This window comes from [Erwinia] mediterraneensis, assembly GCF_900604315.1.
Classification (GTDB): Bacteria; Pseudomonadota; Gammaproteobacteria; order Enterobacterales; family Enterobacteriaceae; genus Pantoea; species Pantoea mediterraneensis_A.
Map to the genome: position 1 here is coordinate 499,822 of NZ_LR026978.1, position 12,108 is coordinate 511,929.

Here is a 12,108-nt window from a genome sequence, read left to right on the forward strand (position 1 = left end):
CTCTAATGTAAAATATTTTTACTACATACAGGGGTAATATCACAGCAATCTCAACCATATAGAGCGAAAACTATAAAAATCCGCGTCAAATTGATAACCGGAATTAAAGTCGGTTGGCTGTTTGTGAGACATGCTGAAACTGGCAGGTCTGCCACACTGACCCACCCGACGATTCACAACCATTGCCGCCATTTATCATCTTCCTGCAAACGTCCGTTGCGGTAGAAAATGCGCATACCGGCCCCTGAAACCAGGCTTCCCCCGCTTAGCAGAAGATGGGTTTCATACGAACTGCCTGCAAATCCCCTCGCCCGAAGTTCAGCCTCCAGTTGCAGCTGCTGCGTTTCACTGATTTCCTGCTTATAGCTGCGCCTGACTTTAGGGCTGACCACTCTTAACCTTGCCAGCAGCGCCCCTCTCTCCCTTCGGCTCATGTTATTAAAGTCGGGATCAGCTCCCTTCTGCATTCCTGTAGCTGTTTCGACCGCATCCAAAACCCCTCTCCCGACACCGGTTCTGTTTGAATTTTCTACAGGGGGACAGTTATTGCCACAAGTCCAAGGGGCGCAAGCGCCCGTGTCGGCTGTCGCCTCCCGAAGGTCAACGGCTTTCCGAACCTTTTTCCATTTCACCGCATGCGTGCAGATGCGTCCCTCTGTTAACGGGGACCAGATGCCATAAACGCGAATGCCACGATCGCCATAGACGCCGGGTTCATCGTTAAGCTCGTAGGCTGTTCTGATAAGGTGATATTTTCGGGGAACCAGTACGCCGCCCTGCTTCATGATGTATGTAGCGAAACAGCCAACGTCAGCGGCCGCAAGCACGGCGTCAAGGCGGGGATTTTCCAGCACAGCGGCGCCGGACTTTTTGTTTCCGGCCGTGCGGTTCGCCTGGCTTGCCAGCAGGCGAAGCTCCCGGTAAGCCTGCCGGCCCGGAATCCCGAAGAAGCGGAACTGCTGCACACGATGCAAAGAGGCCCAGGCATTAACGTTTTCAGCATTATCACGCAGAGATTTACCGGTCTCTTTGCTGATCTCATTCCCCAGGCCACGCCCGTCGATATTCTTACTGATGTATTTGGCGATGTAGCTGGTTGGCGTCCCTTTGCGTGGGTTAATCAGTTCAGCTTTGAACCGTGGGCCGGTATTGTTTCCCAGCTCAGCACGGTCTTCCCTGATAGCAAACTTACGCAGCAGGGCTGTAATCTCCTTGCGATCCTTTTTGCGCATAAAGCACAACAGATGCCAGTGCACAGTGCCATCATGGTGCGGTTCAGCAACACGGACGCCATACCAGCGCAACGCCTTTTTATGCATAGCCTTGCGAAAAGCCTCGAACATTCTTACCAGATAATCGCTGCTCTGCCTTACGGTGGCCATGTTCCATAAGGGATTCGGTTTACCGTTTCTCAGGGTGGCGTGAAAACGTGACGGGCAAGTAATGGTGTAAAACACCGCGCAGTCGCCCCGCATTTCCGCGATCAACTCCATCCCTTTGATGCAGGCCATCATTTCATTGCGCCGGTGCGCCGGGTTGCTGCTACTGGCGTTCACCACGTCTTCCATATGCAGTGTGTCACCGGCTTCGTTAACTAATTCGTGTGAGCGGAAAAACTCCAGAGCACGGCGGCGCTGTTCGCGCTTGTGAATGACCGCTTCCTGGCTGACATAGGGCGACGTTTTTTTACTGACCAGGCAGGCAGCACGCAGCTGTTCTTCACGCCATTCACAGCGTAACTGCCACAATTTGCGATACCACCAGTCTGCGCAGCGCATACGAGCCAGAGAACCGGGAATAAGATCATAAGGCACCGGTTTACGTCTGTGTTTCTTTCTCCTCAGCCGTTCAAATGCGGGTGGCGTGATATTCAGCCGCAGAGTTTCTGAGGCCACATATTCCCATACGCGACGGATTTCTTCTGGCGTCACGTCGTCCCTGCCAAGCAGTCCATCACTGGCATTAATCAGACAGAGATCCATATGTGCAGCAACCAGGGTGGCGAGGCGTATTACCTGCTCCTGATTCATGGCGGCCAGATCCAGTAAACCATCCAGGCCGTCACGGCTCGCCATAAAACGAAATGAAGCGGAAATCTGGCTCTCACGAACACGAGCCAGCCGTTCAATGGCCGGACGGACAGTTTCACGCAGATAGCGGGAATAAATCTCCGGTCTGTCCAGGGTTGCCAGATAATCAATACGCTGGAGAAGAGGCTTACTGATAAAATGCGGTTCGGCACGCAAATCATCGAGAATGAGCGTATCGGGGTTATGGCGATGCTGTTCATGGGCCATCTTCGCCCGAGAGATGAGCCTCTCCTGCTCTGTTTCACGCCAGACAGGATCACGGGCATCGTTGAAGAAGTAGCGCCTCCATACCTCATCACTTTGCGCCTCCAGCCGAAATTTTTCGTGGCGATTATCGGCTGCGTATAAAGCGATCAGGTTTGAAAGCGGTGTTTCTCCAGGTGGAGACTCTGGCTCAAAATAGGGGTTAATCGCCTTCCTGGGGGCGTTCCAGGGATAAGCGACAGTGGCAGAGGAAGAGGCAGAGACATTCAGCCTCTGCCGCAGATTGCGATGCCCAGTCATGGCGATGAGAAAACTCTGCGAACCGGTCTTAATGCCATTCCCGCGATTCGTTCTCATAACGTTCCGCTTCACGGCGAAGCAACTCAGCAGCTTCAGTTCCGCTCATACCCTTTTGTGTGATGTGAGCGGCCAGTGCGTCCAGACGGATTGAGACGGCCAGTGCACGATTTTTACGTTCTTCACTTCGGGCTTTTGACAGTAAAGACTCCAGGGCAAAATCATTAACCTGGTAATTTACGGTTTCGATATTTTGCATTTCTCTTTCTCCTGAATACGGGCAAAACAATGCCCGGCGGGTTTACGCCATTAATTCCTGTTGTGGGTTAGTTCGGCATGGTTAGCCGTTTTGGAAATAAGCTCACCACTGCACGAAAATGATTCATTGCTTTAATTAACTCCCGTTTTTCGTCAGTAGTCAGATCATTAACATTGACGCTATGACGTTCTGCCGGGATTTTTGCCATAAAAAATATGGCTGCCAGTGCCCGCTCATTCTGTTTAAAGTTAACGTCGCGCGGATTGCGCATTTCTTTAATAAACCGCTCAAGCTCCGGTTCAATATTCAGGCCAAACACTTTAGCTCTTAATTCTGCTATATGATTCAGCCCGTCCAGACGTTGACCCGGGCTTAGTGGAATAGTCGCTGTAGCACCTTCGATAGCCATGATTTTTCCCGTTTAACAGTAGACAGGTCTGTCAGTAGCGCATCCTGAGAGCAGCACGGGTGCCAACGCTTGCCATCCTTTCCCATAATCCAGCCGTGTCCGTAGTGCATTGATGGGCTTTGTTTAACGAGAAGCGATGCAAAAGATGGTTTCTGTGTCAGCATAACCACCTCAGATCAAACCGAACGAAGCGCCCAAGCCTGTCACAGTATCAGAGGCGTTTGTCATCGCCGGGTGAGCCTGCAAACGGGCCTGTACTGATACAGCGGCCAATGCCATCAGTCGCATAACAGAGTTAATGCTGCTGATTACAGCGCGGCGGCCTGAGGTCGTTTTAACGTCACCAGATACAGTACTGGCCGCAACACGCCCAACTTCAGCGGTAGCGCTCATGACGTAATGCGGTAGTTTTTCTTTCGCCACTTCGTTCATTGGCACACATGGCAGGCAGTGAATCTGCGCCAGAAACCCGTCCACAAGTGTTGAGTCCTCTGTCAGATCAGTAAGCAGCCAGATTTCCGGAGCGGTGAGCTGATGAGGCTGGTCCGGGTTGAGCTTATTGCGAAGAGTTTGAGTGTTCATACCTGCGCGTTTCGCCAGAAGTGCCATGTTGTAACGTAAGGCAAATATCCGGCAGGCTTCTTCAAAGTGCGGATGTTTGGAAATCTTATAATCAAACATGAAAGCCCCTTAGCAAGTTCTCATAATGGAACTTACTGACCAACAATGACGCGGAAGTTGGAATGACCGAGCGATTCACGAACCTGATCGGTTTTGTACATCAGATAGCGCAGGCTTACGCGACCCTTATTTTTATCTTTTTTCACCATATATTTAGTGAGCTTACCATGATGAATTTTCTGATAGACAGAGCCACGGGAAATACCTTCCCATTCCGCGAACTCCGCAGGGGTAGCCATCTCCTTTGGTACACGAATTGAAATATCGGTGCTCATAGTGCAGTATCTCTTAGTTTTGATTCATTTTATCTCGATTCATACAGTTAAGGTTTGGTTTTGAAACCTTGAGTGGATATTAAGATCACTTTTTCTATACGTCAAGGGTTTGCTTATGAGATCAATCAAGGTTGGCAACGATAGCGGTGGGCGCGATGCGATTAACAGGCTTATCAAAGCCTACAATTTCAGTTCACGGCAGCAACTTTGTGATCATTTAGCTGTATCCAAAAGCACTATGGCAAACAGATACTTAAGAGATAGCTTTCCTGCTGAATGGGTTATCCAATGCGCCTTAGAAACGGGGGTCTCTTTGCTTTGGCTAACCACAGGCCAAGGCGAGAAGAATGACAATAGGGGCCCGGTAGAAAGTTTTGATTTTGTGAACCACAGTCACATTAAACCCCTTTCAGAAGTTGTCGCGCCGGAAATCGACAAGGCTACGTTGAGTGGGGGCGCTTTGGTAGAGTACGGCAAGGCCATACTGGACAGCAGCCTGATACCTTCTGGTATGTCAAACCCAATACTCGTTTCTGTAAATGATGATGATTATCTTATTGAGCGTAGTGCTGCCCAGGTTGTGAATGGAATATGGCTAATAGATATTGACGGAATAAAAAGCATCGCAAAAATTGCACGTTTACCGGGTAAGCGGTTGGTAGTCCATCAAGGCGAAACATCCTTTGAATGTTCTCTTGATGAAATTGAAGTTTTAGGTCGTGCAGTCAAGGAAATAAAGAACATCTAATTATGTCTATCAGAAAACAGCCAAACGGAAAATGGTTGTGTGAGTGTTACCCAAATGGACGTAATGGTAAGCGTGTGCGCAAGCAATTTGCGACGAAAGGAGAAGCCATAGCGTTCGAAAACTTCACTATGGAAGAAGTGAATAAAAAGCCCTGGTTGGGAGAGAAGGAAGACCGGCGGCACCTTTCAGAAGTGATTGATCAGTGGTATTCGCTTTACGGCCAGACGCTCGCAGATCCCAAACGCCTTATGGCGAAATTGAACATTATCTGTAACGGCTTGGGCGATCCCATCGCCTCGGAGTTAACTGCAGGTGACTTCACTAAATATCGCGAAGCCCGGTTAAAAGGCGAAGTCAGAAATGAAGATGGCGCACTTATGCCACCAGTTAAGCCCCGAACGGTAAATCTTGAGCAGCGTAACCTTTCTTCTGTTTTCGGTACCCTGAAAAAGTTAGGGCATTGGCCAGCTCCCAACCCGCTCGCCGGGCTACCAACATTCAAAATCGCAGAGAGTGAACTGGCGTTCTTAACGCTGGAAGAAATTAAGCGCCTATTGGATGCCTGCGCTGACTCTCAAAGCCCCAGCCTGTTGATGATCGCAAAGGTATGCCTGGCTACCGGCGCACGATGGAGTGAAGCTGAAAATCTGCAGGGCCATCAGTTATCGAAATATCGGATCACCTATACAAAGACCAAGGGCAAGAAAAACCGTACCGTGCCGATAACTCAGGAACTGTACGGCGAACTCCCCAAAAACAGAGGTAGGTTATTCACGCCGTGCAGAAAAGCCTTTGAACGCGCAGTAAAGCGGGCCGGTATTGAGTTGCCAGAGGGTCAATGTACTCACGTGCTGCGCCATACGTTCGCCAGCCACTTTATGATGAATGGTGGAAACATACTTGTTCTTAAAGAAATATTAGGGCATGCCGATATAAAAATGACAATGATTTATGCGCACTTTTCACCTGATCATTTAGAGGATGCTGTAACAAAAAACCCTTTACATGAATTAAAATGGACCTCACCATGATTCAAGAATCATTAATTATTTTTATAAAAAAACCAGAAAACTCTATCATACTTATAGCCTTGTACTTAACTTACCTCTTTATAGAATATACGAAAAACAAAAAAAATAATTATTTTGAAATGACTGAAGAGAGGCTAACAAAACAAAATCTATTTAAACAATCAATAAGAATACCAGTCATTTCATCATTATATTTTGGTATATTCTCATGGCTTGGACACTCTCCTCAATTTGATGCCGCAGGATTTGAAAACTTTATTGAAATAAGCAAGTTACCTATTGCTCTTCTTTCTCTTTCTATACCATTCGTAGCCATAGTTGTAAACATTCACAGAACAATACAAACTGAGAATCAAATTCGAAAGACACAAAAACAGATAGATTTAGTGACCGAGAAAAACCGCAGTGATGCCTACTACGCCCACCTTAAGAATTATTCTGATATATTTAAAACACTGCCATCATTTACTCTTTCACGTCGTGACAATACTACTTTCGAAAAAGGAGTTGTTGAATTATCAGTAGATCATACATATTCATTATATAAAAAAATATTCACTAAATCTTCAATCTCTACTGGATATAACAGTGAGGCCGATAGAAACTTCCTCAAAAAACTGGAAAATACATACGATAATATCGGATGTATAATAATAAAAAACAATGAAATTTACCCAAACCAAGTTAGTATATCCGATTTAGAGAACATTGAAGCTTTAGTGGTACTTTTGTGTAGAGAACTAGGCGTAAATTATGAACGAGAAGCAAACAATTTCGAGATTTTCAACCCGATTACAAATTTAGGAATAGCAACGTCATTTTCTGATGAAAGAGAAATCAAAGAAATGCTACGAGGCTTAAGAGACATATTGATATCTCTCTATATGCTAATTGATCAGAATCCAATTATTTTTCAAGGTAATATTAATAGCCAAGATTTTTTATCCCATTATGCTTACGAGCCAGATAATTTAATCTTTAAAGATATATTACCTATAGTTCATCAAGGCGAATAAGTGGCGGCAATTTGGCGGCAGGACACTAAAAACGAATAAAAAGGACAAATACTAGATAAAAATAACGCACTGTTTTTAAATCTAAATAGCTATTTTCTTTATGGTAAAAATACTATGTAGGAATTTCGGACGCGGGTTCAACTCCCGCCAGCTCCACCAAAATTCTCCATCGGTGATTACCAGACTCATCCGATGAAGTCCTGAAAGCCCGCACGGCACAAGCCCTGCGGGCTTTTTTGTGTCTGTAATCCCTGAGGCGGGAAAGCAGCCCTGCCGCCGATGACCGGCGACTGGAATGACGTCTGGCAGGCGCAGGGGGATATCGCCACACAGGCGCAGCTTGTTGCCTTTACGCAGCCGCAGAAGCCCAGCCCGTTTGAATCAGTCAGCGAGACCGACCTGAAAGCCATGAGCGCCAGCGAAAAGGCGGAGCTGCTTCTGGAGCATTACGGTCAGGCACTGGCCGTACCGCCGGTGGGCGAGGAAATCTGCCGCTATGAAAACGGCGCATGGCAGGTTATGGAAGCGAAGACGCTGCGCCGGGAACTCGCCGCGCTGTTTCAGAAGGTGCGCGCCCCGTTCTCGGCCGCCGGTATCGGCAGCGTGCTCGACACCCTGAAACTCATGGTGCCTCAGACGGGCGAACCGGCCCGCCGCCTGATTGGCTTTCGCAACGGCGTCTTTGACACCGTGACCGGCACCTTTGGCCCGCACCGCCGGGAGAACTGGCTGCGCACGGTTAACAGCGTGGACTATACCGACCCGCGTCCGGGGGAAAACCTCAAAGAATACGCCCCGTCTTTCTGGCAGTGGCTGACGCGGGCTGCCGGGCGTAATCACGACAAGCAGGAGCGTATCCTCGCGGCGTTATTTATGGTGCTGGCTAACCGCTACGACTGGCAGATGTTTCTTGAGGTCACCGGCCCCGGCGGCAGCGGTAAAAGCGTCATGGCCTCGATTGCCACTCTGCTGGCCGGAAAAGACAACACTACGTCAGCCACCATCGACACGCTGGAATCATCACGGGAACGTGCAAGCGTGGTTGGATTCTCGCTGATTATTATGCCCGATCAGGAGAAATGGAGCGGCGATGGGGCTGGCATCAAGGCGATTACCGGTGGCGATGCAGTAGCTATCGATCCCAAGTATCGCGATCCCTATTCAACCCATATACCGGCAGTGATTCTGGCGGTGAACAACAATCCGATGCGTTTCAGTGATCGCAGCGGCGGCGTGCCCCGTCGCCGGGTGATCCTGACCTTCCCGGAAGTGATACCGGCAAAAGAGCGTGACCCGCAACTGCTGGACAAAATCAGCACCGAGCTGGCTGTCATAGTGCGCCACCTGATGCTGCGCTTTGCGGCCCCGGACGAGGCCCGCGACCTGCTGCAGGCGCAGCAGAACTCCGGCGAGGCGCTGGATATCAAGCGCCAGGCTGACCCGCTGGTGGATCTCTGCGGCTACCTGATGTCGCTGAGCACCCCGAACGGGCTGTTTATGGGGAACGCGAACATCCGGCCCATAAACCCGAAGCGCTATCTGTATCACGCCTATCTGTCATTTATGGAATCGCGCGGCCATCAGCATCCGCTCAGCCTGACGGCTTTCGGCCAGGCGGTGCCGCAGACCCTAAAGGAGTACGAGCGCGTGCTGCTCAAGCGCCGGACGAATAACGGCGTTCAGACAAACCTCACGCTACATGAAGACAGCGAGGCAGATTGGTTGCCCACATGTAGCACCTGATCATCTCAACAGCACACAAACCGGCTTAGGCCGGTTTTTTTATATTTGATGCAATTACTAACATCAGCCAAGGTCAGCTGTGAGCGAAAGTGCGGCTGTCCTGAGGCTGGTGCGGCATGCTTACAGTTTCTGTACGTTCCGCCCTGTAGCGTTTAATGACTGAACTCTCAGATTATCAGGCATCGGAACTGGTCAGTGTAGCCCTCACATGAGGAAGACTCTGAGGATAATTTTGCTGAATAAACTCAATCATTTTTTCCCGCACGTGACAGCGTAAATCCCAGGCCATGGGGGAGTTCTGCGCCGTCATCAACAATCTGATAGTCATGGTTTTGTCATTGGCATCGGTAACCTGAAGCACCTGAGTTTGTTGATCCCAGAGTTTTGTTTCGCTGAGAACTTTTTCAAAGTGCTTGCGGAGAGGATCTAAGGGCATGGAATAATCAAGGTAAAGAAAAACAGAGCCTAAAATTTGTGCATTGCTACGCGTCCAGTTTTGGAACGGATTTTCTGTAAAGTAAGTAATAGGCAAGACTAGTCGGCGCAGGTCCCAGAGACGCACCACAACATAAGTCAGGTTTATCTCCTCAATCCAACCCCATTCTTTTTCAACCACGACAGCATCATCGATTTTTATCGGTTGCGTAAAGGCTATCTGAATTCCGGCGAACAAGTTGACAAGCGACTTCTGAAGAGCAAATCCAATTATTATTCCGGCAACCCCGGCACCTGCCAGTATTGTTGTGCCAAATTTTCGCACGCCAGGGAAACTGAGTAGAATCAGAGAAAGACAGAGCGTTACGAGTACGACAATAGCGACCTTTTTAACATACATTATCTGCGTGCGAATTTTTCGGGCGCGAAGATTGTTCGAAATATTAATGTCATAGCGGATAAAAAGCATATCCTGAGCAACATTGATTAATCGAATCAGGACTGAGCAAAATGATAATATAATAAATATATTAACTGCTGTTATAATAAAGCTAAGAGATTCCGGCTGGACGTTGACATAATTAATCCCTAAATTTATTAACAGTAAGGGAATGAAAAGAAACATTGATCCACGAAGGTGCTTTTCAAGTGATTTGAATAGCTTTCTGTCACGACTCTGCCAGTAACGGATGAATCGGAGAAGTATAAATCGCGTTAGAAAACCCACTGCGAGTGAGAGAGTGACGAGCAATACAGCAGGCACCCATGATGGAGCGCCAGATAAATCACCAAATAACAAAGGCATTATTTCCCCTTATATTCAACCAACACCCTGGGTTGTCAGATCAGTTAAAAAATCAGCACCCTTCTCTTCCAGATTATCTGCAGATTGCCTGATTCACGCGCATTATTATATGAAAGATATGATAAACCGGCCTCGTCAGGACATAAAAATATCTGGCAATTTCTGGTAAACGCTTTCTGGGTGCGATGAGCTCAAGATTTCTTCTGTTCACCGCTTCTGCTTTTTCAAAGCGTCAACGACCGCTGCTGGCACAGAGCTGACCATTGCCAGCATGCAGCGTCTGATAACGTCACCTCACGCATACCGGCTTTTGCCAGTTTTCTATCTTCTCAACAAAGGTGATTCCCCTTAGTGCATACTAGTGTACATTTCCCCTCAAACCGATCACTACTGAACACCATGAATGTAAAGAAAAAAATCAAAAGTGAACAGTATGAACACTTTTCTTAAAATCATTTTGTTTGGATTTAGCGTCGAGCATCCGTTATTCAGGCGGAGCCGCTCCGGAGTATGAGATCCCATAATTGGTACACGTTTAGGTACACAGAACAAAGTTGAATTAGATAAAAGATCTATTTTACATGGGGTTGATGACACTATTCAGACTCCGCCAGCCCAAAATTCTCCATCGGTGATTACCAGAGTCATCCGATGAAGTCCTAAGAGCCCGCATGGCACAAGCCCTGCGGGCTTTTTTGTGCCTTCAATTTGTCCCGCGAAGTCTGAAGCCAACTAATTAAATCCGAACCTTTTAGGCCCATTGATAGGCCCAACGAAAAGCTCTATTTTTTTCGTTGGGCCTAAACGCATGGAGACTCACCATGGCAAGAAAAACCAAGCCGTTAACCGATACGGAAATCAAAGCCGCCAAACCAAAAGATGCCGATTACCAGCAGTATGATGGTGACACCAGCCACAAAAATTCTCCATCGATGATTACCAGAGTCATCAGATGAAGTCCTGAAAGCTCGCACGGCGCAAGCCCTGCGGGCTTTTTTGTGGCTGTAATAATAGCGTTCCGGCTCAGGCCAGCAAAACACCCAATCTCACCCAGCCGGAAGAGAACAACTGTGCCCGGCTGAAGAAATCTGACGCTCTCTCAATCATCCCCCACCTCGCGTACTAAAATCCTGCCAGATTTTTCCTGCTTCGTTAGTGGTGTTAGTGATACGAAAAACCGTGGAAATAAGGTATAAAGTCGCATGAAAATTCCAAACCGACTCCAACCTCTCGTCGATGATGGCCTGATAGACGAAGTCCTTCAGCGGCTAAAAAGCGGCAAAGAAGCTGACGTCTATACCGTGTTATGCGGTGACCAGATTCAGTGTGCCAAGGTGTACAAAGAAGCAACGCAGCGCAGCTTCAAACAGGCCGTGCAATATCAGGAAGGACGTAAAGTCCGTAATACGCGTAATGCCCGGGCGATGCAAAAAGGCTCAAAATTTGGCCGTAAGCAGCAAGAAGAGTCCTGGCAAACGGCGGAGGTCGACGCGTTATTCCGTCTTGCCAACGCCGGGGTGCGCGTACCACAGCCTTATATCTGCATTGACGGTGTGTTACTGATGGAACTGGTCACTGATGCCGAAGGTATGGTGGCGCCACGCCTCAGCGATGTCACGCTGTCGGAAGAGAACGCCGTTGCTGATTTCCATACCATGATCCGCAATATCGTACGCATGTTGTGTGCAGGTCTTGTGCATGGCGACTTATCCGAGTTTAACGTCTTGCTCGATGCCAACGGTCCGGTCATTATCGACTTACCGCAAGCGGTCGACGCTGCCGCCAACAACCATGCTGAGTCGATGTTTGTGCGTGACGTTAATAACATCACCGCCTACTACGGTCAGTTCGCCCCGCAATTACTGCCAACCCGTTATGCGCAGGAAATCTGGCAGCTCTATGAAGACGGGAAATTAACGCCAGAAAGCCCGCTCACAGGCAACTTCGTGGAACAGGCTCACAAGGTGGATATGGATTCCCTGATGGATGAAATTATTGCCGCCGAAGATGAATTCTACGCGCGTCAGCGGGCAGTCAAAGCACGCGAAGAGGATTAATCCAGGAAACCGTTGCCGCGCCATCCCCCTTCGCGGGAGATTAACAGTCCGGGCAGGC

General features: G+C 48.5%; 11 protein-coding genes and 2 pseudogenes. 6 read left to right on the forward strand and 7 right to left on the reverse strand.

Features of this window, described 5'->3' with window-relative positions:
• Window positions 1–173 precede the first annotated feature (173 nt).
• The 6 genes from E0E17_RS02320 to E0E17_RS02345 form a co-directional block, all read right to left on the reverse strand.
• Window positions 174–2,594: a replication endonuclease gene (locus E0E17_RS02320; RefSeq protein WP_130835437.1), complete on the reverse strand. Its 2,421-nt coding sequence runs from the start codon at window positions 2,592–2,594 to the stop codon at window positions 174–176.
• Window positions 2,595–2,622: 28 nt separating this feature from the next.
• Window positions 2,623–2,850: a DUF2732 family protein gene (locus E0E17_RS02325; RefSeq protein WP_130831153.1), complete on the reverse strand. Its 228-nt coding sequence runs from the start codon at window positions 2,848–2,850 to the stop codon at window positions 2,623–2,625.
• Window positions 2,851–2,917: 67 nt separating this feature from the next.
• Window positions 2,918–3,259, reverse strand: coding sequence for a DUF5347 domain-containing protein (locus tag E0E17_RS02330; protein WP_130831155.1), 342 nt, complete (start codon window positions 3,257–3,259; stop codon window positions 2,918–2,920).
• Entirely contained in the window at window positions 3,223–3,423 is a 201-nt protein-coding gene (locus E0E17_RS02335; RefSeq protein WP_130831157.1) for a phage filamentation protein Fil family protein, read from the reverse strand. Before E0E17_RS02335 ends, E0E17_RS02330 begins: the two co-directional genes overlap by 37 nt.
• 7 nt (window positions 3,424–3,430) lie before the next feature.
• Window positions 3,431–3,940 carry a phage regulatory CII family protein gene (locus E0E17_RS02340; protein ID WP_130831159.1) on the reverse strand — a complete coding sequence of 170 codons (510 nt, stop codon included), beginning with the start codon at window positions 3,938–3,940 and terminating at the stop codon, window positions 3,431–3,433.
• A 32-nt stretch (window positions 3,941–3,972) separates the two neighbouring features.
• Window positions 3,973–4,215, reverse strand: a complete 243-nt coding sequence (locus E0E17_RS02345) for a Rha family transcriptional regulator (protein ID WP_130831162.1) — start codon at window positions 4,213–4,215, stop codon at window positions 3,973–3,975.
• 115 nt (window positions 4,216–4,330) lie between these two features.
• On the opposite strand from E0E17_RS02345, the gene E0E17_RS02350 reads away from it, so the two are divergent.
• From E0E17_RS02350 to E0E17_RS02365, 4 genes and pseudogenes are all read left to right on the forward strand, one after another.
• Entirely contained in the window at window positions 4,331–4,963 is a 633-nt protein-coding gene (locus tag E0E17_RS02350; protein ID WP_130831164.1) for a phage repressor protein CI, read from the forward strand.
• A 2-nt stretch (window positions 4,964–4,965) separates the two neighbouring features.
• Window positions 4,966–5,994, forward strand: a complete 1,029-nt coding sequence (locus E0E17_RS02355; RefSeq protein WP_130831166.1) for a site-specific integrase — start codon at window positions 4,966–4,968, stop codon at window positions 5,992–5,994.
• Window positions 5,991–7,010, forward strand: coding sequence for a hypothetical protein (locus E0E17_RS02360; RefSeq protein ID WP_130831168.1), 1,020 nt, complete (start codon window positions 5,991–5,993; stop codon window positions 7,008–7,010). The genes E0E17_RS02355 and E0E17_RS02360 overlap by 4 nt, the downstream gene beginning before the upstream one ends.
• Window positions 7,011–7,265: 255 nt before the next feature.
• Window positions 7,266–8,753: pseudogene (locus E0E17_RS02365) on the forward strand (DNA primase family protein); the annotation flags it as partial.
• 175 nt (window positions 8,754–8,928) lie between these two features.
• On the opposite strand, the gene E0E17_RS02370 reads toward E0E17_RS02365, so the two are convergent.
• Complete coding sequence (locus E0E17_RS02370) at window positions 8,929–9,993, reverse strand: mechanosensitive ion channel family protein (RefSeq protein WP_130831170.1); 1,065 nt, start codon at window positions 9,991–9,993, stop codon at window positions 8,929–8,931.
• Between the two features lie 821 nt (window positions 9,994–10,814).
• Here E0E17_RS02370 and E0E17_RS02375 point away from each other — a divergent pair.
• A pseudogene (locus tag E0E17_RS02375) lies at window positions 10,815–10,901 on the forward strand (integrase arm-type DNA-binding domain-containing protein); the annotation flags it as partial.
• A gap of 294 nt (window positions 10,902–11,195) precedes the next feature.
• A complete protein-coding gene (locus E0E17_RS02380; protein ID WP_130831173.1) occupies window positions 11,196–12,050 on the forward strand; it encodes a PA4780 family RIO1-like protein kinase in 855 nt (284 codons plus the stop codon).
• Window positions 12,051–12,108: the final 58 nt, after the last annotated feature.

Bases quoted from the DNA above. Each gene is read 5' to 3' on its own strand.
- E0E17_RS02330 (WP_130831155.1), bottom strand. From the start codon at position 3,259: ATGGCTATCGAAGGTGCTACAGCGACTATTCCACTAAGCCCGGGTCAA.
- E0E17_RS02335 (WP_130831157.1), bottom strand. From the start codon at position 3,423: ATGCTGACACAGAAACCATCTTTTGCATCGCTTCTCGTTAAACAAAGC.
- E0E17_RS02370 (WP_130831170.1), bottom strand. From the start codon at position 9,993: ATGCCTTTGTTATTTGGTGATTTATCTGGCGCTCCATCATGGGTGCCT.
- E0E17_RS02360 (WP_130831168.1), top strand. From the start codon at position 5,991: ATGATTCAAGAATCATTAATTATTTTTATAAAAAAACCAGAAAACTCT.
- E0E17_RS02345 (WP_130831162.1), bottom strand. From the start codon at position 4,215: ATGAGCACCGATATTTCAATTCGTGTACCAAAGGAGATGGCTACCCCT.
- E0E17_RS02325 (WP_130831153.1), bottom strand. From the start codon at position 2,850: ATGCAAAATATCGAAACCGTAAATTACCAGGTTAATGATTTTGCCCTG.
- E0E17_RS02380 (WP_130831173.1), top strand. From the start codon at position 11,196: ATGAAAATTCCAAACCGACTCCAACCTCTCGTCGATGATGGCCTGATA.
- E0E17_RS02320 (WP_130835437.1), bottom strand. From the start codon at position 2,594: ATGACTGGGCATCGCAATCTGCGGCAGAGGCTGAATGTCTCTGCCTCT.
- E0E17_RS02340 (WP_130831159.1), bottom strand. From the start codon at position 3,940: ATGTTTGATTATAAGATTTCCAAACATCCGCACTTTGAAGAAGCCTGC.
- E0E17_RS02355 (WP_130831166.1), top strand. From the start codon at position 4,966: ATGTCTATCAGAAAACAGCCAAACGGAAAATGGTTGTGTGAGTGTTAC.
- E0E17_RS02350 (WP_130831164.1), top strand. From the start codon at position 4,331: ATGAGATCAATCAAGGTTGGCAACGATAGCGGTGGGCGCGATGCGATT.